Source organism: Pseudomonas sp. SDO5271_S396 (genome assembly GCF_054071795.1).
The window spans coordinates 1-21,599 of record NZ_JBSVWB010000066.1; the positions used below are offsets into that span (position 1 = coordinate 1).

Consider the following 21,599-nt stretch of genomic DNA (forward strand, 5'->3'; position numbering starts at 1 on the left):
TGATCGCATTCTCATGTTGGAACTCGGTCAAGTGTGGGAGCGGGCTTGCTCGCGAAGGGCACGACTCGGTCTAAAGCCTTATTCCATATCCTTGAGCCACTCGGAGCTCTTGAACCACTTGTCATGGATGCGATCGTAGGTGCCGTCGTTGCGGATCTGGTGCAGGAAGTTGTTGATGAAGTTGATGCTGTCGTAGTCGCCCTTCTTCAAACCGAACGCCAAAGGCTCGAAGGTGAAGGGTTCCTCCAGGAACACCAGCTTGCCGTTGCCGACTTTCTTCTCGGCCACCACGTTGTACGGCGCGTCATACACGAAGGCATCGGCCTTGCCGTTGACCACGTCCAGCACGCCTTCCTGTTCGTTGTCGTAACCGTGGTACTTGGCTTTGGAGATCAGCTTTTTGGCGACCATCTCACCGGTGGTACCGAGCTTGGACGTGAGGCGGTATTTCTCGTCGTTCAAATCCTTATAGGACTTGATGGTGCCTTCCAGGTCCTTGCGAATCAGCAGGGTCTGACCCACCACGATGAAGGGTTCGCTGAAGTTCAGGCGCAGGTTGCGTTCCTGGGTCAGGGTCATGCCGCTGCCGATCATGTCGAACTTGCCGGTCAGGAAGGCCGGGATGATGCCGTCGTAGCCGGTGGACACCAGCTCCAGCTTGACGCCCATGGACTTGGCCATGGCTTTGAGGATGTCGACTTCGAAACCGATGATTTCACCGCGCTTGTCTGTCATTTCGAACGGCATGTAGGTCGGGTCCATGCCGACTTTCAGCGTGCCGCGCTTGACCGCATCATCGATGGCACCGGCCTGGGCTGCATTGGCGGCCACCAGCGCGGTAACGCCGAGCAGCAGCATCGAAAGATACTTTTTCATCATCAAGTCCCCTGAACGATTCTTGTGAGGCTGGCGCGCTAGAAGGGCTGCACCATTTCGGGGTGCGATCCTAACCCACTCGCCAGCCGTCACAAAGGTTTCACGGGTAATTGTTGTCAGCGTATGTCGGAAAAGCCCCACAACGGTGCAGCAAACCACGTGGATAGACACTTCAGCACCCCGCGCTCGCAATCGATTGATGTGTAAGCAGTTATGACTTCGAGTCGATTTCAGCCATCCAGTCGGTGTCTTTGAACCACTTGTCGTGCAGCCGATCGTAGGTGCCATCCTGGGCCACCTGGTTAAGAAAGTGGTTGATCCAGTTGATGCTGTCGAAATCGCCTTTTTTCAGGCCAAACGCCAGGGGCTCGAAGGTGAACGGCTGTTCCAACAGCAGCAGCGCATGGTTTTCGGGCCGCACCATGGCGATCAGGTTGTAGGGCGCATCATGGATGAAGGCATCGGCCTTGCCTTCCACCACCTGCCTGACCCCTTCATCCGGGGTGGCGAAGGTGGTCAAGCGGGCGGCGCCGAGAAAACGCCGCGCCGCGGCCTCTCCCGTAGTGCCCGTGTTGGCGGCGATGCGATAGCTGGCGTCATCGAGGTCTTCGACGCTGGTGACCTTGCCTGCCAGGCTGGGGTGCAGCAGCACGGTCTGGCCCACCACGATGAACGAGTCGCTGAAATTCAGCTTCAGGTTACGTTCGGCGGTGACGGTCATGCCGCTGCCAATCAGGTCGAACTGCTTCGCCTGCAAGCCAGGCAACAGCTCGGTGTAAGGCACTGCGACCAGCTCCAGCTCGATACCCAAAGCGTCGCTCATCGCCTGGAGCAGGTCGATTTCAAAACCCACGATACGACCGTGCCGGTCAGTCATTTCAAAAGGCACATAAGTGGGCGTGGTGCCGACTTTCAGCACGCCGCGCCGGACAGCGTCGTCGATTGCGCCCGCCTGTACCAGACCGATGTGAATCACTGCGACAACGCTTATCAGCAGCGCCGCACCATAGCGTTTGATCATGAATCCCCCTGTTGCCACGTTCAATTCGGGGGCGATGCTAACGCAGCCACGGGCACGGCAATACGCTTCGAACAAAGGTCTTTTGTTTCGAAATAACAGTGGGTTAGCGCAACAGGGAAGGAGAGGGAAACGCTGTAGGACCAGCGCTTGAAGCGCCCCCGAGGAGAACCCTCGGGGGCGTCTGAATCAGGCCGGTTGAGCCTGGGACGACAGCGGTTGCAGCGGCAGCAACGGCGCATGCGGATCGGCTTTCACCGAATCACGCCACGCGGCAAGCCACTCGGCATGCCCCTCGCCCCACACCTGCTCGTGCAGACGGGCCAGGGCCACCGGGTCGCTGAGCAAGGCCAGGCGTTCGCCGTTGTTGAGGCCGGCGGGGCCGACTTTCAACGCGTGACGCACACGTTCGGTACGCAGGTACTCGATCGGCTCGGCCTGACCGTGACGCGAGGTCGCCAGGGCACAGGCCAGGGCGCTCTGCTGCGGGTCGACCACCGAGCGCACGAAGCCATCGTTCAACGCGTGCCAGCGGTTTTCGTGGGTGTACTTGTCGGTGGACAACAGCGCCTGCGGCGGATTGTATTCCTCGGGGATCAGGAAAAGGCTCTCATCGCGGGACTTGAGGCCCAGCCCGACGCGGCTGGAAATCACCGACACCGGGATCGACAGCATCAGCGAACCCACGATAGGCACCAGCCACCACAGGAAGCTCGGGTTCAACCACACCACCAGCAGCGCCCACAGGAAACCCAGCACGGTTTGCGGACCGTGGCGCTTGACCGCCTCGCTCCAGGGGGTGGAGTCGTCGTCACGCTGCGGCGAATTCCAGGTCGCCGCCCAGCCGAGGAACGCGGCCAGCACGAAACGGGTGTGGAAGATCATCCGTACCGGCGCCAGCAGCATGGAGAACAGCATCTCCAGCAGCATCGACAAGGTCACCTTGAACTTGCCACCGAACTCTTTCGCGCCCTTTGCCCAGATCAGGATGATGCTCAGCAGTTTGGGCAGGAACAGCAGCACGATGGTGGTGGAGAACAGTGCCACCGCCTTGTCCGGATGCCATTGCGGCCACAGCGGGTACAGCTGGCGTGGCGCCATGAAGTATTGCGGCTCCATCAACGTGTTCACCGCCAGCAGCGCCGTGGATAGCACCAGGAACAGGAACCACAACGGCGCCGACAGGTAAGACATCACACCGGTAAGGAACACCGCGCGGTGCACCGGGTGCATGCCTTTTACCAGGAACAGGCGGAAGTTCATCAGGTTGCCGTGACACCAGCGACGGTCACGCTTGAGTTCGTCCAGCAGGTTCGGCGGCAGTTCTTCATAGCTGCCCGGCAAGTCGTAGGCGATCCACACGCCCCAGCCGGCACGGCGCATCAGCGCGGCTTCGACGAAGTCGTGGGACAGGATGGAACCGGCGAACGCGCCTTTGCCCGGCAACGGCGCCAGGGCGCAGTGCTCGATGAACGGCTTCATGCGGATGATCGCGTTGTGGCCCCAGTAGTGGGATTCACCCAACTGCCAGAAGTGCAGGCCGGCGGTGAACAGCGGGCCGTATACGCGGGTGGCGAACTGCTGCATGCGCGCATACAGGGTGTCCATGCCCGACGCACGCGGCGCGGTCTGGATGATCCCGGCATCCGGCGTAGCTTCCATCAGGCGTACCAGGCTGGTCAGGCATTCGCCGCTCATCACGCTGTCGGCGTCGAGCACCACCATGTACTTGTAATCACCGCCCCAGCGACGGCAGAAGTCGTCGAGGTTGCCGCTCTTGCGTTTTACGCGACGGCGACGACGGCGATAGAAGATCTTGCCGAAACCACCGGCTTCGCGGCACACATCGAGCCAGGCTTGCTGCTCGGCGATGCAGATGTCGGCTTCGTTACTGTCACTGAGCACGAAGAAGTCGAAGCGGTCCAGGTCACCCGTGGCGGCCACCGACTCGAAGGTCGCGCGCAAGCCGGCGAATACCCGGGGCACGTCTTCGTTGCAGATCGGCATCACCAGCGCGGTGCGGGCATCCTGCGGAATCGGCTCGTCACCGGCACTTTTACCGGAGATCCGGTATTTATCGTGGCCGGTCAGCAGTTCCAGGAAGCCCATCAATGCGGTCCAGAAACCGGCCGAAACCCAGCAGAACAAAATCCCGAACATGATCAGGATGCTGGTTTGCAGGGCGTAGGGCAGTACCTGGGTGGCGGTTTGCAGCAGAGTCTGGTTGCGGATTTCGTCGAAGTCCACCAGCGACCAACCCTGGTACGGCATGATGCCTTTCATGTACCAGCCGGCCACGATGGTCTGGCCGAGCATCAGCACCAGCAGGATGTAGCGGCGGATCGAACCCACGGTACGCCAGCGGGCAGCCGGCAGTACGCGCTCATCCTTCGGCGGGGCCGGCGGATTGCTGCGCCCGGTGATCCGGCGCCAGGCACGTACCAGAATATTGGTGCGCCAGGGCTCCGGCACGACCCGGGTACGACGGATCGGCGGCGTGGCCTTGAGGCACACGCGACCACTGGCGTCGACGGCGAGCATTTCGGCGTCGTGCAGCTCCTCGGCCGTGTTCAGCGTGAGGCGGCGGCCCACCGACGCCTGAGCGGCGTCGACCGGCGCGTCGAAGGTCGCGGACGACAGACGCTCATGCAGCTCGGTGAAGGAGGTGCAGCCCGCCAGTTCGGCGCGCTGCTCGGCGGTCATCGGTAAATGAGCCAGGTACTCGGACAGAGTCTGCGGCGTAGCTTGGGAATTACTCATCGGCAGGCAACTGATAGCTCCAGGTCTCGGTCAGGACTTGCTCTGTCTTGGCCGGCTCCGGTGTGGCTGGGGCAGCTTCTGGCTGCTTGGCTTCCTTGTCTTTCGCTTCTTTGGCGTCCTTCCTGGCCTGTTTCTCGTGTTGCTTGGCCAAGACCTTGTCCGCCTTGAGCACGTGGCTCGAGTCCTGCTCAGGTGCCGGGGCAGCAACGTCCTGCACCAGTGCCGCGCGCATTTCGGTCGGCTTGCTCGCGTCCTTGATCTTCATGCGCAGGGTCAGGCGCCAGCCTTTGGTGTGCGGGTTGTAACGCACGCTGTTTTCCACCAGTTCGGCGTTGTCGCCGACACTCACCTGGCTGCGCACCGGTGCATCCGCCGGCAGGGCCTTGAGGGACGGGCCCTCAAAGTCCACCAGGTAGGCCACGCTGCCATCAGGCTGGCGGATCAGGTTGGACTGCTTCACGTCGCCGGTGGAACGCAGGGTCTGCTTGACCCAGGCGCTGTCGGCGGGGTGCAGGGACTTCTCGTCCATGGTCCAGTGCAGGCGATAGGAAACATCCAGGGGCTTGCCGACTTCCGGCAGCTCCGCAGGGCTCCAGAACGCAACGATGTTGTCGTTGGTTTCATCGGCAGTCGGGATTTCCACCAAGTTGACGGTGCCTTTGCCCCAGTCGCCTTCCGGCTCGATCCAGGCGCTTGGGCGCTTGTCGTAGTTATCGTCCAGGTCTTCGTAGTGGCTGAAGTCGCGGCCACGTTGCAGCAGGCCGAAGCCTTTCGGGTTCTCTACGGTGTAATTGCTGACCGACAGGTGTTTAGGGTTGTTCAGTGGGCGCCAGATCCACTCGCCATTGCCGGCATGGATCGACAGACCGCTGGAATCGTGCAGTTCACGACGGTAGTTGAGCACCTTGGACGGCTGGTTGGCGCCGAACAGGTACATGCTGGTCAGCGGGGCAACGCCCAGTTTGCTGACCTTGTCGCGCAGGAACATCTGGGATTTTACGTCGACAATGGTGTCGCTGCCCGGGCGCAGGGTCAGGCGATAGGCACCCGTGGCGCGCGGGGAGTCCAGCAGGGCAAAGATGACCAGCTGTTTTTCACCCGGTTTCGGGCGCTCGATCCAGAACTCGGTGAAGCGCGGGAATTCTTCGCCGGACGGCAATGCGGTGTCGATCGCCATGCCCCGGGCGGACAAGCCGTAGGCCTGACCCTTGCCCACGACGCGGAAGTAGCTCGCGCCGAGCATGGTCATGATCTCGTCTTGCTTGTCGTCCTTGTTGATCGGGTACAGCACACGGAAACCGGCGTAACCCAGTTGTTCGGTGGCCTTGGGATCAAACTTCACGTCACCGAAATCGAAACGGGTCGGGTCGTACTTGATTTCGTTGACGCTGGTGGAGGTGACTTCGTTGATTTTCACCGGCGTATCGAAGTGCATGCCCTGGTGATAGAAGGACAGCTTGAAGGGGGTGTTCTGATCGGCCCACTCGGCTTTTTCGTTGCGGAAACGAATCTTCTGGTAGTCCGCGAATTTCATTTCGCGAAATTCGTTCGGCAAATTGCTGCGCGGAGCTTCGTATTTTTGCCCGGCCAGCTCTTTTGCCTTGGCCGACACATCGTCCAGACTGAATGCCCACAGCTGACTCGCGCCGAACAGGCAAAACAGGGCGGAGCCCGTCACCAGTGCGTTTCGTAACCGTTTGGCAGACAATTTTGGTGCATTACAGGGACTAACAATCACGAGCAACCCTCGCCGAAAACAGATCAAAAAACCAACGGCCAGCTATCTATATGCCAGGTTGGCGAGCATTGTTCCGACTCCCCCGGGTCAAAATGATTCCCCATAGGATGTCGGACAAGTCTCTACCTAAGTCAAAAATGGACCAAACAACGCTGGTCCCCGTAGCGCGCGATTATCTAGCAGCCCGCGAAACAACGCATCAGGGACAACGAAGTATTTGTAGCGAAACCCTGCGTTTTTAGGCATTAAAAGTCGTTTTTAATACATTCACGTCTGCAAGAGGAAGGTCACAGGGCCATCATTGACCAAATGCACCTGCATATCGGCGCCAAAACGCCCTGACGCCACCTTGCCATGCAATTGTTGCGCTTGTAACAGCAGATGGTCGAAAAGCGCCGCTCCCAGGGCCGGCGGGGCCGCGGTGGAGAAGCTGGGCCGCAGCCCGCTCTTGGTATCCGCCGCCAGGGTAAATTGCGACACCAGCAACAAACCGCCGTCGATGTCCTTCAACGACAGGTTCATCTTGCCCTCGCCGTCGCTGAACACCCGATAGTTGAGCAACTTGTGCAGCAACTTGTCGACACTCTCCGGGGTGTCCGACGGTTCGACGGCCACCAACACCAGCAACCCCTGGTCAATCGCACCGACGACCTCGCCTTCCACCTCGACCCGGGCGCCACGCACCCGTTGCAACAGCCCCTTCATGCTTCTTCTGGGGGCAGGTCGAGCAAGCGCCGTGCCATTTGGCCGGTCGCACGCACCAGTGCATCGGTGATACCTGGCTCGGACGCGGCATGGCCGGCCTCGCGGATCACCTGCAACTCGCTGTTGGGCCACGCCTGGTGCAATTCCCAGGCGTTATCCAGCGTGCAGATCATATCGTAGCGGCCATGAATGATTACGCCAGGCAGATGGGCGATCTTGTGCATGTCGCGGATCAGCTGGTTGGGTTCCAGGAATGAGTTGTTGGTGAAGTAGTGGCATTCGATACGCGCGATGGACAGCGCGCGCTGCGGCTCGGAAAAGCGCTCCACATGCTGCGGGCTCGGGCACAGGCCAAGCATGCGCCCTTCCCAGCCGGACCAGGCCTTGGCCGCGTGCATCTGGGCGATCTGATCGTTGCCGGTCAGGCGCTTGTGGTAGGCCGCGATCATGTCGTGACGCTCTTCCGGCGGGATCGGCGCGAGGTAGTCCTGCCAGTAGTCCGGGAACAGGCGGCTCGCGCCCTCCTGATAGAACCAGTGAATATCCTGCGGACGGGCCAGGAAGATGCCGCGCACGATCAGGCCGTGCACACGCTCCGGGTGGGTTTGCGCGTAGGCCAGCGCCAGGGTCGAGCCCCAGGAACCGCCGAACAGCACCCATTTGTCGATGCCCAGATGCTCACGAATGCGCTCGAGGTCGGCCACCAGGTCCCAGGTGGTGTTGTTTTCCAGGCTGGCGCGTGGCGTGGAACGCCCGCAACCGCGCTGGTCGAAGGTGACGATGCGGTACAGGTTCGGGTCGAAATAGCAGCGGCTCTGGGCATCGCAACCGGAACCAGGGCCACCATGGATGAATACGACGGGCAAGCCTTCGGGAGAGCCACTTTCGTCGACATACAGCGTATGGGTGTCATCGACAGCCAGATCGTGCCGGGCGTAGGGTTTGATCTGCGGGTACCAAGTCTGCATTGCGCGCTCCGTAGGGGTTCGGGTTCATCCCTGGGGGGACGTCTGTTATTTTGCCGTCTGGCATCATAAACCCGAATCGTGCAATGAGCATGTCATTGAGCGCTTAGCGCGCTGTCAGCCCTTCGCTACCCAGGAACTGCAGCAAGTAGTCATAGAGCAGGTCCACCTCCGCCACCTGCCCCCGCGCCCGCAGGCAACCATGAACCAGCCCCTTGCCGGGATAACGCACAGCCGCCACACCGGCGGCCTGCAAGCGTTCGGCATAGAGCATGCCGTCGTCACGCAACGGGTCAAACTGGGCCACGGCAATAAAAGCCTTGGGCAAACCGCGATAATCCGTGGCCAACAACGGCATGGCATAGGCCGAAGGGCTGGCGCTGCCTTGCAGGTACAGCGCCAGGTAACAATCGGTATCGGCGGTGCTGAGCAGCGGTGCGTCCATGCAGTCGCGCCGTGACGGCAGGTCGGCCGGCCCTCCCAGCCCCGGGTAGATCAGTACCTGGGCCCGCGGCAGCGGCTGTTCGTCGTCTCGCAACCCCAGGCACAACGCCGCGGCCAGATTGCCTCCCGCGCTGTCGCCCGCCACCACCAGGTGGTGCAGATCGATGGCGTGCGGCGCTTCCCCGGCCTGGATCGCACGCCACACTGCCCGGCAATCCTCATAGGCCGCCGGGAACGGATGCTCGGGCGCCAGCCGATAGTCGATGGCAATCACCAGCACCTGCAAGCGGCTGGCCAGTTCGAAACAGATGAAGTCGTGGGAGTCCAGGCCACCGACCACCCAACCGCCGCCGTGCATATAAAGGATGCACGGCCAGCCACCCGACGGAGCCGACGAGGTAGGCAGATAACTGCGCACGCCCACACCGGCCAGGATGAAGTCCTCGACCCGCAAGCCTTCTGGTTGCGGCGGGGTGAACGCGCGGCACATACGGTCGTAGTTCTGGCGCAGGCCGGCCAGGGAGGAGTCGTCGCTGGTGAAGGATTCGGTTTTGGTGACAAAAGCAGCAAGCTGCGGAGAAATCGGGTACATGCACAAACATCCCTGAGAATGGAGATCACTTGTGGGAGCTGGCTTGCCTGCTCCCACATAACCCCTCTTTGCTTGACTTACCGTATTCGGCTCAGGGTTTCAGGCTGGCCTGAACCGCCGCGACCCCATCGCCGCCGTCAAACGCCGTAACGCCCGCCAGCCAACGCTGCAAATCCTCGGGATGATCACGCAACCATTGCTTGGCCACGTCCTGGGGTGACTGGCGTTCCATGATCGGCACCATCAACTGGCTTTCCTGGGCGGCGGTGAAGGTGAGGTTTTCCAGCAGCCGGTTCGCGTTGGGGCAACGCTCGGCGAAGTCCGGCGCGGTCACGGTGGACACCGTGGCACGACCCTCATCAGGACCGAACACACCTTCGCTGCCGGTGAGGTAGGCCATTTTCATGTTGATGTTCATCGGGTGCGGGGTCCAACCGACGAACACCACGAACTCCTTGCGATTCACCGCACGCTGCACCGCCGCGAGCATGCCCGCCTCGCCGGACGCTACCAGCTTGAAACCGCCCAGACCGAAGCGGTTGGTATCGATCATTTTCTGGATATCGGTATTCGCCCCGCTGCCAGGCTCGATGCCATAGAGCTTGCCACCCAGTTTGTCCTTGAAGCGCGCGATGTCGGCAAAGGTTTTCAAGCCCGCATCCGCCACGTATTGCGGCACGGCCAGGGTAGCCTGGGCATCGGCGAGGCTGGGCTGGTCGAATACCTTGACCTGCCTGGCAGCCAGGAACGGTGCGATGTTGTTGTCCATCGCAGGTTTCCAGTAACCGAGGAAGATATCCAGGCGCTTGTCACGAATGCCGGCGAAGATGATTTGCTGCACGGCGCTGGTCTGCTTGCTGTCGTAGCCCAAGCCATTGAGCAGCACATCGGCCATGCCCGACGTGGCGATCACGTCGGTCCAGCTGACCACACCCATGCGCACGGTTTTACAGGAGGCCGGTTCGGCGGCCATGGCGTTGGCGCTGAGCAGCGCGGCACCGGTGAGGGTCAACAACAGTTTTTTCATGGTGGTGGGCTCACTCGGTTGTTTTTATCCGACAACCTTACCCAGCGCGAATGCGATCAACACGACCTGTGGCGACCGGCAGTTGCACTGGGGCGACCGTGAGGGCCTCATCGCAGGCAAGCCAGCTCCCACATTTTGAAATGCATTCCAAGGTGGGAGCTGGCTTGCCTGCGATGGCGATATCAGCCGTAACGCTTCTGCCCCCAGGCCAACAACCCTTCCAGCAATTGCTTCAATACGACCCGCGTCGGTTCGGCCAGGTCCGGGCGATAACGGAACGGCTCGAACTCTTCCATATAGGTGCACTGGCCCAGCTCCAGCTGCACGGCGTGGATGTCCTGCGCCGGGTTGCCGTAGTGCCGGGTGATGTGGCCGCCCTTGAAGCGCCCATTGAGCACATGGGTGTACTGCGGGTGCCGGGCGCAGATGGCTTCCAGCTGGCTGGCCAATTCCGGGTCGCATGCGGCGCCATTGAAGGTGCCGAGGTTGAAGTCCGGCAGCTTGCCTTCGAACAGGTGCGGGATCACCGAGCGGATCGAGTGTGCATCGAACAGCAGCGCGTAGCCGAACTCGGCCTTGAGGCGCGCCAGCTCTTCCTGCAACGTGCGGTGGTACGGGCCCCAGACCTTTTGCAGGTACGTGGCGCGCTCTTCCTCGGACGGCACGTGACCTTCGCGAAACAGCGGCACGCCGTCGAACAACGTCGCCGGGTACAGCCCGGTGGTGGCGCCGACGTACAGCGGCTTGTCGTCCGAAGGCCGGTTCAGGTCGATGACGAACCGCGAATACTCGGCTGCCAGGGTGCTGGCGCCCAGCTCCTCGGCAAAGTCATACAGGGTGGGGATGTGCCAGTCGGTGTCCGGCAGGCTTTGCGCCTCGGGGATCAACCCGGCTTCGACCGCCGGCGTCAGGCGCAGGCCGGCGTGGGGCATGCTGATCAGCAGCGGTACGCGGCCTTGTTTGAAGTTCAGAACCTTATCCACAACAACACTCCTCAGACGGTGACATCGACGCCGTGGCGCACGACGCGTTTATCCAGCTCGCCACCCAGCCAGTAGGCCAGGTCGGCGGGACGATCGATCTGCCAGGCGACAAAGTCGGCCACCTTGCCCACCTCCAGCGAACCGTGGGTATCACCCATTCCCAACGCGGTCGCCGCATGGGTCGTGGCGCCAGCCAAGGCTTCTTCCGGGGTCATGCGGAACAGGGTGCAGGCCATGTTCAACATCAGCCGCACTGACAACGCCGGCGACGTGCCGGGGTTGAGGTCGCTGGCGATGGCGATCTTTACCGCGTGTTTGCGCAGGGCGTCCATCGGCGGCAACTGGGTTTCACGCAGGAAGTAGAAAGCGCCCGGCAGCAGGACCGCGACGGTGCCGGCGGCGGCCATGGCGATGGCATCGTCTTCGGTCATGAATTCCAGGTGATCCGCCGACAGCGCCTGGTAACGCGCCGCCAGGCTGGAGCCGTGCAGCGACGACAGCTGTTCGGCATGCAGCTTCACCGGCAGCTTCAGTTGCTGGGCGACCTTGAACACGCGCTCGACCTGCTCGGTGGAAAACGCCAGGTATTCGCAGAAGGCATCCACCGCGTCGACCAGGCCTTCGGCGGCCAGGGCCGGCAGCATCTCGGCGCAGATATGGTCGATGTAATCGTCAGCGCGGTCCTTGTACTCGGGCGGCAGCGCATGGGCCGCCAGGCACGTGGCGCGCACGCTCACTGGCAGCGCTTCGCCGAGGCGACGGGCTACGCGCAGCATCTTGCGTTCGTTGGCCAGGTCCAGGCCGTAGCCGGACTTGATCTCAACGGTGGTGACGCCGTCGCGCAGCAAACTGCGCAGGCGCTTTTCTGCGCTGGCGAACAGTTCATCTTCGCTGGCCGCTCGGGTCGCACGCACGGTGCTGGCAATACCGCCGCCCTTGGCCGCGATTTCGGCATAGCTCACGCCTTCCAGGCGTTGCTCGAATTCGCCGCTGCGATTGCCACCGAACACTGTGTGGGTGTGGCAGTCGATCAGCCCGGGGGTGACCCATGCGCCTTGCAGGTCGTGAACCTGCGCATAGTCACCTTTCGGCAGTTCAGCCAACGGACCGATCCACTCGATGAGCGAACCGGCAGTGACCATGGCGGCATCCTCGATGATCGAGTATTTGCCCCGGGCCATGGTTGCGACGTGGCAGTGTTGCCAAAGCGTTTTCATCAACGCCTCCCTAGATTAACGATGAGACAAAGCCGGGTCGTAGTGGACCTTGGCCGCTTGCCCTGCCGCAGGCTTGACCCACAGCAGGTAGGCCACGACCAGCAGCACGATCCATACGGCGCCGACCAGCAAGGCGGCCTGGGTGTCGGGGAAGTAACCCAGCACACCAAACACAAACAGCATGAACACGATGGCCGCCGCCGGCGCATAGGGCCAGAACGGCACCGGGAATTTCAGTTCGGCCACCTGCTCTTTGGTCATCGAGCGGCGCATGGCGACCTGGGTGAACAGAATCATCAGCCACACCCACACGGTGGCGAAGGTGGCGATCGAGGCGATCAGCAGGAACACGTTTTCCGGGATCAGGTAGTTGAGCACCACGCCGCCGAGCAAGGCCGCGCCCATCACCACCACGGTCATCCACGGCACGCCGTGTTTCGACAGCTGCGCAAATCCCTTGGGTGCCTGCCCTTGTTGAGCCAGGCCGTACATCATGCGGCCGGCGCCGAAGATGTCGCTGTTGATGGCCGAGACCGCCGCCGAAATCACTACGATATTGAGGATGGTCGCCGCCGAGCCGATGCCGAGGTTGCTGAAGATCTGCACGAACGGGCTGCCTTGGCTGCCAATCTGCGGCCACGGGTAGATAGCCATCAACACGAACAAGGTCAGCACGTAGAACAACAGGATGCGCAGCGGCACCGCGTTGATCGCCTTGGGGATCACGCGGTGCGGGTCCTTGGCTTCACCGGCGGTGATGCCGATGATTTCGATGCCGCCGAACGCGAACATCACCACCGCGAACGAGGCGATCAGACCGCCGATGCCGTTGGGCATGAAGCCGCCATGGGCCCAGAGATTGCTGAGGCCACTGGCCTGGGTCTCGCCGGCCGAGTGGATGCCAAACAGCATGATGCCCAGGCCGCCAAGGATCATCGCGACAATGGCGCCGACCTTGAGCAACGACAGCCAGAACTCCATTTCGCCAAACACTTTGACGTTGCACAGGTTCAGGCCGCCGATCAGAAACACGATGCCGAGCACCCAGACCCAACGCGCGACTTCGGGAAACCAGAAGCCCATGTAGATGCCGAAGGCGGTGACGTCGGCGAGGCAGACGATGATCATTTCAAACGCGTAGGTCCAGCCGAGGATAAAACCGGCCATGGGCCCCAGGTAGGTGCTGGCGTACTGGCCGAAGGAGCCGGCCACCGGGTTGTGCACCGCCATTTCGCCGAGGGCGCGCATCACCATGAACACGGCGGCGCCACCGATCAGGTAAGCCAGCAGCACGGCAGGCCCAGCCATCTGGATCGCCGAGGCGGAGCCGTAGAACAGCCCGGTGCCGATCGCGGAACCGAGTGCCATGAAGCGAATATGTCGGGCGCTTAGCCCGCGTTTCAAACCCTTTTCTTGCTGGTGCATTTCTCGTCCCTAATTATTTTTATCCTGAGAAAATTTTGCGCTGCGAACGCTCAACTGTGGGAGCTGGCTTGCCTGCGATGTCGGTGTGTCAGTCGCCAACTTCCTGACTGACAGGTCGCTATCGCAGGCAAGCCAGCTCCCACCTGGATCTGCGTCAGCCTTAGAGGCTCGGCAGCAACCTGGCCGGCACCAGCTCATTCAGGCAGCGGCTGGCGAGCAGTTCGCTGGCGGCGTTGATGTCCGGCGCGAAGAAGCGGTCTTTCTCGTAGAACGCCACTTTGTCGCGCAGGATCCCGCGCGCCTTTTCAAGCGCAGGCGAGGTTTTCAGGCCGTCACGCAGGTCCAGGCCCTGGCACGCGGCCAGCCATTCCACCGCCAGAATCCCTCGGGTGTTCTCAGCCATTTCCCACAAGCGCTTGCCCGCAGCCGGAGCCATCGATACGTGGTCTTCCTGGTTGGCCGACGTCGGCAGGCTGTCAACGCTATGGGGATGGGCCAGCGCCTTGTTTTCGCTGGCGAGCGCGGCGGCGGTCACCTGGGCGATCATGAAGCCGGAGTTCACGCCACCATTGCCCACCAGGAACGGCGGCAGTTGCGACATGTGCTTGTCCATCATCAGCGAGATGCGACGCTCGCTCAGCGAGCCGATTTCGGCGATGGCCAGCGCGATGTTGTCAGCGGCCATGGCCACCGGCTCGGCGTGGAAGTTGCCACCGGAGATCACGTCACCTTCGGCGGCGAACACCAGCGGGTTATCGGATACGGCGTTGGCTTCTACTACCAACACTTCGGAAGCCTGGCGGAACTGGGCCAGGCAGGCGCCCATGACTTGTGGCTGGCAACGCAGGGAATATGGATCTTGCACCTTGTCGCAGTTCTGGTGCGACTGCGACACCTGGCTGCTTTCGCCCAGCAGGTCACGGTAGGCCGCCGCCGAGTCGATCTGCCCGCGTTGGCCACGAGCGGCATGAATGCGCGCATCGAACGGCGAGCGCGAGCCCAGCACCGCTTCCACCGTGAGGCCGCCGCTGACCAGGGCACCGGCGAACAGGTCTTCGCCTTCGAACAGGCCACGCAAGGCAAACGCGGTGGACACCTGGGTGCCGTTGAGCAGGGCCAGACCTTCCTTCGCCGCCAGGGTCAACGGCGCGAGGCCGGCGACTTTCAGCGCGTCGGTGGCCTCCAGCCATTCGCCCTTGTGGCGTGCCTTGCCTTCGCCCAGCAACACCAGAGACATATGGGCCAGCGGCGCCAGGTCACCGGAGGCACCGACCGAGCCCTTGAGCGGAATGTGCGGGTATACCTCGGCGTTGATCAGGGCGATCAGCGCGTCGATCACCTGACGACGGATGCCCGAGAACCCACGGCTCAGGCTGTTGACCTTGAGCACCATGACCAGCCGCACCAGCGCATCGCTGATGGGTTCACCCACGCCGGCGGCGTGGGACAGCACCAGAGAACGCTGGAGGTTTTCCAGGTCTTCGCTGGCGATGCGGGTCGAGGCCAGCAGACCGAAACCGGTGTTGATGCCGTAGGCGGTGCGGTTCTCAGCGAGAATCTGCTCCACGCAGGCGACACTGGCGTCGATCTGCGCCGTGGCGCTGTCATCCAGACTGAGGGTTACCGGCTGCTGGTAGATGGCCCGCAGTTGGGCAAGGCTCAGTTGGCCTGGAATCAGGTTTAGCGCAGTCACATTCATGCTCCTTTTGAGAGTGTTGTTAACTACCAGTCGCTCCGGATGCTTCCGTTATCCGCCGTGGCCCTCTTTTAGAGTGACGTTCGGCTTGGCACGCTGGTTATTGTTGGAAAAACGTCAGTGCAGGTTCGGCAAGGTGCGGTGCAGCAACTCGGTGTCCTTGAGCAAGACGGCGGCGGTGGCGATGTCCGGCGCCAGCCAGCGGTCCTGTTCGTAGGCCGGCACCACTTCACGCAACGCACGCCAGGCGCGGTCGGTACCGGCGCCGAAACGCTGGTCCTTCAAAAACTCGAACGCCTGGGACGCCAGCAAATACTCGATGGCGAGGATCTGGGTCACGTTGGCCAACACCTGGTGCAGCTTGAGCGCGGCATTGGTGCCCATGCTCAGATGGTCTTCCTGCAGGCCCGAGGTGACGAAATTGTCGAGCACCGCCGGTTGCGCCAGCTGGCGGTTCTGCCCGCACAGGGACGCGGCGACGTATTGCACGATCATCATCCCGGAGTTGACCCCGGGGTTGCTCACCAGGAACGCCGGCAAGCCGCTGACGTGCGGGTTGATCAAACGGTCCAGGCGACGCTCGGCGACGGAGCCGATTTCGGCCATGGCGATTGCCAGCATATCCGCCGCCAACGCCACGGACTGCCCGTGCGGGTTGGCCTGGGACATCACGCGGTAGTTGTCCGGCGTACCCAGCAGCAGCGGGTTGTCGGTGGCGCCGTTGAGTTCGGTCTCGATCTGGCGCGTGGCGTGTTCCACCTGGTCGCGCGCCGCGCCGTGGATCTGCGGAATCGAGCGGATGCTCAAGGCGTCCTGGGTACGGATGCCCTTGCTGCTGGCGACCACTTCACTGCCGTCGAGCAAGGCACGCAGGTTGATGCCCACGTGTTGCATGCCCGGGTGTGGCTTGAGGGCGATGATGGCTTCGTCGAAGGCGTCGATCTGGCCGCGCTGGGCCTCGAAACTCATGGCGCCGATAACATCGGCCCACTGCAACAGGTGATGGGCGTCCGCCAGGGCCAGGCAACTCAGGCCGGTCATGCACGGCGTACCGTTGACCAGGCACAGGCCGTCCTTGGCGCCGAGGACGACCGGTTGCAGGCCTTCCGCGCTCAACGCTTCCTGAGCCGCAACGATCTGGCCCCGGTAACTCACATTGCCCACCCCCAACAACGCCACGCCGACATGGGCCATGTGGGTCAGGTAACCTACCGACCCCTGGGACGGCACTTGCGGCGTGATGCCGTGGTTGAGCAGCGCCAGCAGCGAATGCACCACCTGCGGATGCAGGCCGGACTTGCCGTGGCTGTAATTGATGATCGCCGCACAGATGATCGCGCGGGTCTGCTCGTCGCTGAGCACCGGGCCCACGCCACAGGCGTGGCTCAACAGGGTGTTGCGCGACAGCTGGCTGAGTTGCTCGTCCTTGAGCGACACATTGCACAGCGCGCCCAGGCCGGTGTTCACGCCATAGGCGCGCTCACCGCTGGTGACGATGCGCTGCACAATCGCCTGGGCGTTGTCGATGCGCGCCCAGGCCTGACCCGAGAGTTCCAGGACAGCGCCGTGACGGGCGACGGCGACCACGTCCTGCCAGCGCAATGGCGTGTCCGCGATGGTGATTTTTGTTGCCTGGGGCATCTTCATACCTTCTTGAATTCTTTACAGCCTTACCGGCCCTATCGCAGGCAAGCCAGCTCCCACATTCGATCGGGTTCACACACTTCAAATGTGGGAGCTGGCTTGCCTGCGATGACGTCTTTCAGACCACCGCCGCACGCCGCTGAACGAACCGGTCCACGTACTCATCCGCCGGCGAATGCAGGATCTCCCGAGGGGTGCCGACCTGGATCAGCTTGCCGTCCTTGAGGATCGCAATGCGGTTGCCGATGCGCACGGCCTCGTCGAGGTCGTGGGTGATGAACACGATGGTCTTGTGCAGGGTCTTTTGCAGCTCCAGCAACTGGTCCTGCATTTCGGCGCGGATCAGCGGGTCGAGGGCGCTGAACGCCTCGTCCATCAGGATGATGTCGGTGTCGGCAGCCAATGCACGGGCCAGGCCGACACGTTGACGCATGCCGCCGGAAAGCTGGTGCGGGTATTTGTTTTCGTAGCCCTTGAGGCCCACGGTTTCGATCCAGTGCAGGGCGCGCTCGGCGCAGACCTGCTTGGTTTCGCCGCGCACTTTCAGGCCGTAGGCGACGTTGTCGAGCACGCTCTTGTGGGGCAGCAGGCCGAAGCTCTGGAATACCATGCTGATCTTGTGCCGACGGAATTGACGCAGGGCGTCCATGTCCAGTTGCAGGATGTCTTCGCCGTCCACCAGGATCGCGCCGCTGGTAGGGTCGATCAGGCGGTTGAAGTGACGCACCAGGGTCGACTTGCCGGAACCCGACAGCCCCATGATCACGAAGATCTCGCCGGTGCCGATGCTCAGGGACAGGTCGTTCACGCCGACCACGCAACCGGTCTCGGCCAGCACCTGGTCCTTGGTCTTGCCCTGGCCGACCAGGGCCAGCGCGTCGCTGGAACGGGCGCCGAAGATCTTGAAGACGTTTTTGACTTCGATTTTGCTGACAGTAGTCATTTGCTCGCCTCATGCCGTGGACGACCATAGGCCTGGGTAATGCGGTCGATGACCACTGCGAGAATCACGATCGCCAGCCCCGCTTCGAGGCCACGACCGACGTTGAGCGTCTGGATGCCGACGAGTACGTCTTCACCCAGGCCACGGGCGCCGATCATCGAGGCGATCACCACCATCGACAGCGCCATCATGGTGGTCTGGTTGATACCGGCCATGATGCTGGGCAGTGCCAGCGGCAGTTGTACGCCGAACAGTTGCTGCCAGCGGTTGGCACCGAAGGCGTTGATGGCTTCCATGACTTCGCCGTCCACCTGGCGGATGCCGAGGTCGGTCAGGCGAATCAGCGGCGGTGCCGCGTAGATCACCGTGGCAAAAATCGCCGGAACCTTGCCCAGGCCGAACAACATCAACACCGGGATCAGGTACACGAAGCTCGGCATGGTCTGCATGATGTCGAGCAGCGGCATCAGTACCGAACGCAGGCGATTGCTGCGGGCGGACAGAATGCCCAACGGCACGCCGATCAGCACCGAGATCACCGTGGCGACCATCATCAAGGCCAGGGTCTGCATCAGTTTGTCCCACAGGCCGACCGCGCCCACCAGGAACAGCAAACCGACGATGACCGCCGTGGTCACCACCTTGCGGGTGGCGTGCCATGCCACACCGCCGACAATGGCCAACATCAGCCACCAGGGCGCTGCGCGCAGCAACCCTTCCAGGTTGACGATGGCCCACAGCAGGGTGTCGGAGATGTGCCGGAACACATCCCCATAGTTGGTGACCAGTGAATCCACCCAACCGTTGACCCAGTCGGCAATGGAAAACGTAAAACTCTCAGGAAACATATCGTGCTCTCGATCCAGTGGGTTGTGGCCAGGCGCCCGGCTGCCCCTCAGGGTAGCCGGGCACGCTTGACCTACAAGGCCGCGTCGATTTTCTTGGCTGCGTCGTCGCTCACCCAGGCGTGCCAGACCTCAGGATGTTCCTTGAGGAAAATTTTCGCCAGTTTTGGCGACTCAATTCGCTCTTTGGCCATGCGGCCCAGGTTCTGGTTCAACAGATCGATCGGCAGGTTGACCTTTTCCAGCACGGCCACCAGCTCCGGTGCCTGTTCGTGGAAGGTTTTGGACAGGCCGACCTTGATGGTCACGCTTTTATCCACGCCGGGTTTTTCTTCCAGTTTCACCAGATCGACCTGGCCCATCAGTGGCGTAGGCGACCAGTAGTAGAACAGGATCGGCTCGCCGCGCTTGTAGCTCGACAGCACCGCCGCATCCAGCGCCGGGCCGGTGCCCGGACGGAAGTTGGTGTAGGAACTTTCCAGGCCGTAGCTTTTCAGCATTTCGCTGTTGTCCAGCTCGCAGGTCCAGCCGGCCGGGCAGTTGTAGAAACGGCCCTTGGACGGTTCTTCCTGGTCCTTGAACACCGAGGCGTACTTGGCCAGGTCGGCGATGTTTTTCAGGTCCGGGGCCTTGGGTTCCAGCTTGCGCTTGGCATCGCCTTCGATCACATAACGCGGCACGTACCAGCCTTCGATGGCACCCACTACCGGGGCGCCGACGCCGACGACTTTGCCGGCCTTCTCGGCCTTGTTCCAGACTTCGCTGCGGCCTACCCACTCCTCGGCGAAGATCTGGATGTCGTTGCTGCTCAGGGCGTTTTCCATGGTGATGGAGTTGCCCGGCAGGCTGTCGGTTTTGCAGTCGTAGCCTTTTTCCAGCACGGTTTGCAGGATGTCGGTGAGCAACATGCCGCTTTCCCAGTTCAGGCCGGCGAATTTCACCGGTTTGCCGGACTCGCACCAGCCAGCCGCCTGGGCGCCAGCATTGGCCAGCAAGCCTGCGGAAAACAGTGTGGCCAACAGGGTCTTATTCATTTTCATTGTTGTGACGCTCCCAATCTTGAAATGGATTACGGCAGTCAGTAGGCATCCTGCCCTGTCCACGTCCCATCAGGCTTGTGCAGCCAGCCCGTTTGCTTTTGGTATAGCGCCCTGCTCTACCGGCAGGATCAGTTGATCGGGCACCGTGCCGTGCCATTTCTTCGCACACACGTAGTACAGCGCCGCAGGCAGCACCAGACCGATGATCCAGGAAATATCCACGTCGCCCAGGGCGGCCACCAAGGGGCCGGTGTAGAACTTGGTGGAGATGAACGGCAATTGCACCAGCACGCCGAACACGTAAACGCTGATACCCAGCAGGTTCCAACGCCCGTAGCGACCGTTCGGGTCCGCCAGTGCCGGTACGTCATAGCGCTCGCGGGTGATGCAGTAGTAGTCCACCAGGTTGATCGCGCTCCAGGGCGTGAAGAACGCCAGCAGGAACAGGATGAAAGACTTGAACGCACCCAGGAACGAATGCTGGCCAAGCAGCGCGATCAGAGTGGCCGCGCCGACGATGACCAGCACGAACACCAGACGTTGCAGACGCGTGACCGTCAGGTGGCCACGAAAGCCGCTGATGATAGTCGCGATGCACATGAAGCTGCCGTAGGAGTTCAGCGTTGAGATGGTGACCTTGCCGAAGGCGATGCTGAAGTACAGCAGCGCAGCGGTGGCCCCCGTCCCGCTCAAGCCCACGATGTAGGCCACTTCGTGACCGGCGAATTGCCCATTGGACATGGCCGCGGCAAACACGCCGAGGATCATCGCCACTTGCGCTCCCACCACCGAACCGGCGCCGGCGGCCAGAAAGGTTTTCACCGAAGACGTCTTGCTCGGCAGATAACGTGAATAGTCCGCCACGTAAGGGCCGAAGGCGATCTGCCAGGAGGCCGCGAGCGACACCGCCAGCAGGAAGCTGCTCCAGCTGAAGTGGCGAATCTGCAAGAGCGCACCCACGTCGGTCTGGCCCATCAGGCGGCTGAACAGGTAAACAAAGGCGATCACGCCCAGAATGCTCGCAACACGCCCGATGAAGTGGATCACCCGGTAACCGAGCACCGTGACGAACACGATGACGCTGGCGAAGATCAGGATGCCGACACTGTCGCTGACCCCGAACAACTGGCCCAGCGCCTGCCCGGACAGTACCGTACCGGTGGCGGTGAAACCCAGGTACATCAGGCACACCAGCACGATGGGTATGGCCGCGCCATACACACCGAACTGCACGCGGCTGGAGATCATCTGCGGCAAGCCCAGTTTGGGCCCCTGCGCCGCATGCAACGCCATGACTCCGCCGCCGATCAGTTGACCGATCAGCAGACCGATCAACGACCAGAACACATCACCGCCCAGCACCACGGCCAAAGCCCCGGTGACAATCGCGGTGATCTGCAGGTTGGCACCCATCCACAGGGTGAACTGGCTAAACAGACGACCGTGTCTTTCCGCTTCCGGGATGTAGTCGATCGAACGCCTTTCGATCAACGGGGTGGTGCCGTTTGCAGCCATGTCTGTTCAACCTCTGATGGATTGTTGTGCGTACAAATTGCTCTTCTGTGGGAGCTGGCTCGCCTGCGATGCTGGCGGCTCGGTCTGTCGGTAGAACCGAGGTGATGCCATCGCAGGCAAGCCAGCTCCCACACAAGCCCGGCCCCCACAGGAACCGGGCCGGTCG

17 protein-coding genes are annotated in these 21,599 nt (G+C 62.0%); all 17 read right to left on the reverse strand.

What is annotated here, in order from left to right; genetic code table 11:
* Positions 1-78: 78 nt before the first annotated feature.
* Positions 79-876: a transporter substrate-binding domain-containing protein gene (locus ACW9IN_RS27670; RefSeq protein WP_026137058.1), complete on the reverse strand. Its 798-nt coding sequence runs from the start codon at positions 874-876 to the stop codon at positions 79-81.
* Positions 877-1,087: 211 nt separating this feature from the next.
* Positions 1,088-1,897 carry a transporter substrate-binding domain-containing protein gene (locus ACW9IN_RS27675; RefSeq protein WP_457368849.1) on the reverse strand — a complete coding sequence of 270 codons (810 nt, stop codon included), beginning with the start codon at positions 1,895-1,897 and terminating at the stop codon, positions 1,088-1,090.
* Between the two features lie 186 nt (positions 1,898-2,083).
* The gene (gene mdoH, locus ACW9IN_RS27680; RefSeq protein WP_457368850.1) at positions 2,084-4,654 is read right to left on the reverse strand and encodes a glucans biosynthesis glucosyltransferase MdoH; all 2,571 of its coding nucleotides are present in this window, start codon (positions 4,652-4,654) and stop codon (positions 2,084-2,086) included.
* Positions 4,647-6,392: a glucan biosynthesis protein G gene (locus ACW9IN_RS27685; RefSeq protein ID WP_457368851.1), complete on the reverse strand. Its 1,746-nt coding sequence runs from the start codon at positions 6,390-6,392 to the stop codon at positions 4,647-4,649. Before ACW9IN_RS27685 ends, mdoH begins: the two co-directional genes overlap by 8 nt.
* A 267-nt stretch (positions 6,393-6,659) precedes the next feature.
* The gene (gene dtd, locus ACW9IN_RS27690; protein WP_457368852.1) at positions 6,660-7,097 is read right to left on the reverse strand and encodes a D-aminoacyl-tRNA deacylase; all 438 of its coding nucleotides are present in this window, start codon (positions 7,095-7,097) and stop codon (positions 6,660-6,662) included.
* Positions 7,094-8,065 carry a prolyl aminopeptidase gene (gene pip, locus ACW9IN_RS27695; protein ID WP_457368853.1) on the reverse strand — a complete coding sequence of 324 codons (972 nt, stop codon included), beginning with the start codon at positions 8,063-8,065 and terminating at the stop codon, positions 7,094-7,096. Before pip ends, dtd begins: the two co-directional genes overlap by 4 nt.
* Before the next feature lie 103 nt (positions 8,066-8,168).
* The gene (locus ACW9IN_RS27700) at positions 8,169-9,098 is read right to left on the reverse strand and encodes an alpha/beta hydrolase (RefSeq protein ID WP_457368854.1); all 930 of its coding nucleotides are present in this window, start codon (positions 9,096-9,098) and stop codon (positions 8,169-8,171) included.
* Positions 9,099-9,189: 91 nt separating this feature from the next.
* Positions 9,190-10,125 (reverse strand): choline ABC transporter substrate-binding protein, encoded by a 936-nt coding sequence (locus ACW9IN_RS27705; RefSeq protein WP_457368855.1) that lies wholly within the window; start codon positions 10,123-10,125, stop codon positions 9,190-9,192.
* 182 nt (positions 10,126-10,307) lie between these two features.
* Entirely contained in the window at positions 10,308-11,108 is an 801-nt protein-coding gene (gene hutG, locus ACW9IN_RS27710; protein WP_457368856.1) for an N-formylglutamate deformylase, read from the reverse strand.
* Between the two features lie 11 nt (positions 11,109-11,119).
* On the reverse strand, positions 11,120-12,325 hold the full coding sequence (gene hutI / locus ACW9IN_RS27715) for an imidazolonepropionase (RefSeq protein WP_457368857.1): 1,206 nt from the start codon (positions 12,323-12,325) through the stop codon (positions 11,120-11,122).
* 15 nt (positions 12,326-12,340) lie between these two features.
* A complete protein-coding gene (locus ACW9IN_RS27720) occupies positions 12,341-13,750 on the reverse strand; it encodes an amino acid permease (RefSeq protein WP_457368858.1) in 1,410 nt (469 codons plus the stop codon).
* 160 nt (positions 13,751-13,910) lie between these two features.
* Positions 13,911-15,449 (reverse strand): histidine ammonia-lyase, encoded by a 1,539-nt coding sequence (gene hutH / locus ACW9IN_RS27725; protein WP_457368859.1) that lies wholly within the window; start codon positions 15,447-15,449, stop codon positions 13,911-13,913.
* 114 nt (positions 15,450-15,563) lie between these two features.
* Positions 15,564-17,087: an HAL/PAL/TAL family ammonia-lyase gene (locus ACW9IN_RS27730; RefSeq protein ID WP_457368860.1), complete on the reverse strand. Its 1,524-nt coding sequence runs from the start codon at positions 17,085-17,087 to the stop codon at positions 15,564-15,566.
* A gap of 121 nt (positions 17,088-17,208) precedes the next feature.
* Entirely contained in the window at positions 17,209-18,033 is an 825-nt protein-coding gene (locus ACW9IN_RS27735) for a quaternary amine ABC transporter ATP-binding protein (RefSeq protein ID WP_457368861.1), read from the reverse strand.
* Positions 18,030-18,881: an ABC transporter permease gene (locus tag ACW9IN_RS27740; protein WP_010213842.1), complete on the reverse strand. Its 852-nt coding sequence runs from the start codon at positions 18,879-18,881 to the stop codon at positions 18,030-18,032. Before ACW9IN_RS27740 ends, ACW9IN_RS27735 begins: the two co-directional genes overlap by 4 nt.
* Positions 18,882-18,952: 71 nt before the next feature.
* Positions 18,953-19,918 (reverse strand): ABC transporter substrate-binding protein, encoded by a 966-nt coding sequence (locus ACW9IN_RS27745; RefSeq protein WP_457368862.1) that lies wholly within the window; start codon positions 19,916-19,918, stop codon positions 18,953-18,955.
* A gap of 69 nt (positions 19,919-19,987) precedes the next feature.
* Positions 19,988-21,433: a purine-cytosine permease family protein gene (locus ACW9IN_RS27750; protein WP_457368863.1), complete on the reverse strand. Its 1,446-nt coding sequence runs from the start codon at positions 21,431-21,433 to the stop codon at positions 19,988-19,990.
* Positions 21,434-21,599: the final 166 nt, after the last annotated feature.

What these genes read in the sequence shown, in the direction of transcription:
- ACW9IN_RS27670 (WP_026137058.1), bottom strand. Translation starts at nt 876, where the DNA reads ATGAAAAAGTATCTTTCGATGCTGCTGCTCGGCGTTACCGCGCTGGTG.
- ACW9IN_RS27675 (WP_457368849.1), bottom strand. Translation starts at nt 1,897, where the DNA reads ATGATCAAACGCTATGGTGCGGCGCTGCTGATAAGCGTTGTCGCAGTG.
- mdoH (WP_457368850.1), bottom strand. Translation starts at nt 4,654, where the DNA reads ATGAGTAATTCCCAAGCTACGCCGCAGACTCTGTCCGAGTACCTGGCT.
- dtd (WP_457368852.1), bottom strand. Translation starts at nt 7,097, where the DNA reads ATGAAGGGGCTGTTGCAACGGGTGCGTGGCGCCCGGGTCGAGGTGGAA.
- pip (WP_457368853.1), bottom strand. Translation starts at nt 8,065, where the DNA reads ATGCAGACTTGGTACCCGCAGATCAAACCCTACGCCCGGCACGATCTG.
- ACW9IN_RS27700 (WP_457368854.1), bottom strand. Translation starts at nt 9,098, where the DNA reads ATGTACCCGATTTCTCCGCAGCTTGCTGCTTTTGTCACCAAAACCGAA.
- ACW9IN_RS27705 (WP_457368855.1), bottom strand. Translation starts at nt 10,125, where the DNA reads ATGAAAAAACTGTTGTTGACCCTCACCGGTGCCGCGCTGCTCAGCGCC.
- hutI (WP_457368857.1), bottom strand. Translation starts at nt 12,325, where the DNA reads ATGAAAACGCTTTGGCAACACTGCCACGTCGCAACCATGGCCCGGGGC.
- ACW9IN_RS27720 (WP_457368858.1), bottom strand. Translation starts at nt 13,750, where the DNA reads ATGCACCAGCAAGAAAAGGGTTTGAAACGCGGGCTAAGCGCCCGACAT.
- hutH (WP_457368859.1), bottom strand. Translation starts at nt 15,449, where the DNA reads ATGAATGTGACTGCGCTAAACCTGATTCCAGGCCAACTGAGCCTTGCC.
- ACW9IN_RS27730 (WP_457368860.1), bottom strand. Translation starts at nt 17,087, where the DNA reads ATGCCCCAGGCAACAAAAATCACCATCGCGGACACGCCATTGCGCTGG.
- ACW9IN_RS27735 (WP_457368861.1), bottom strand. Translation starts at nt 18,033, where the DNA reads ATGACTACTGTCAGCAAAATCGAAGTCAAAAACGTCTTCAAGATCTTC.
- ACW9IN_RS27740 (WP_010213842.1), bottom strand. Translation starts at nt 18,881, where the DNA reads ATGTTTCCTGAGAGTTTTACGTTTTCCATTGCCGACTGGGTCAACGGT.
- ACW9IN_RS27745 (WP_457368862.1), bottom strand. Translation starts at nt 19,918, where the DNA reads ATGAAAATGAATAAGACCCTGTTGGCCACACTGTTTTCCGCAGGCTTG.
- ACW9IN_RS27750 (WP_457368863.1), bottom strand. Translation starts at nt 21,433, where the DNA reads ATGGCTGCAAACGGCACCACCCCGTTGATCGAAAGGCGTTCGATCGAC.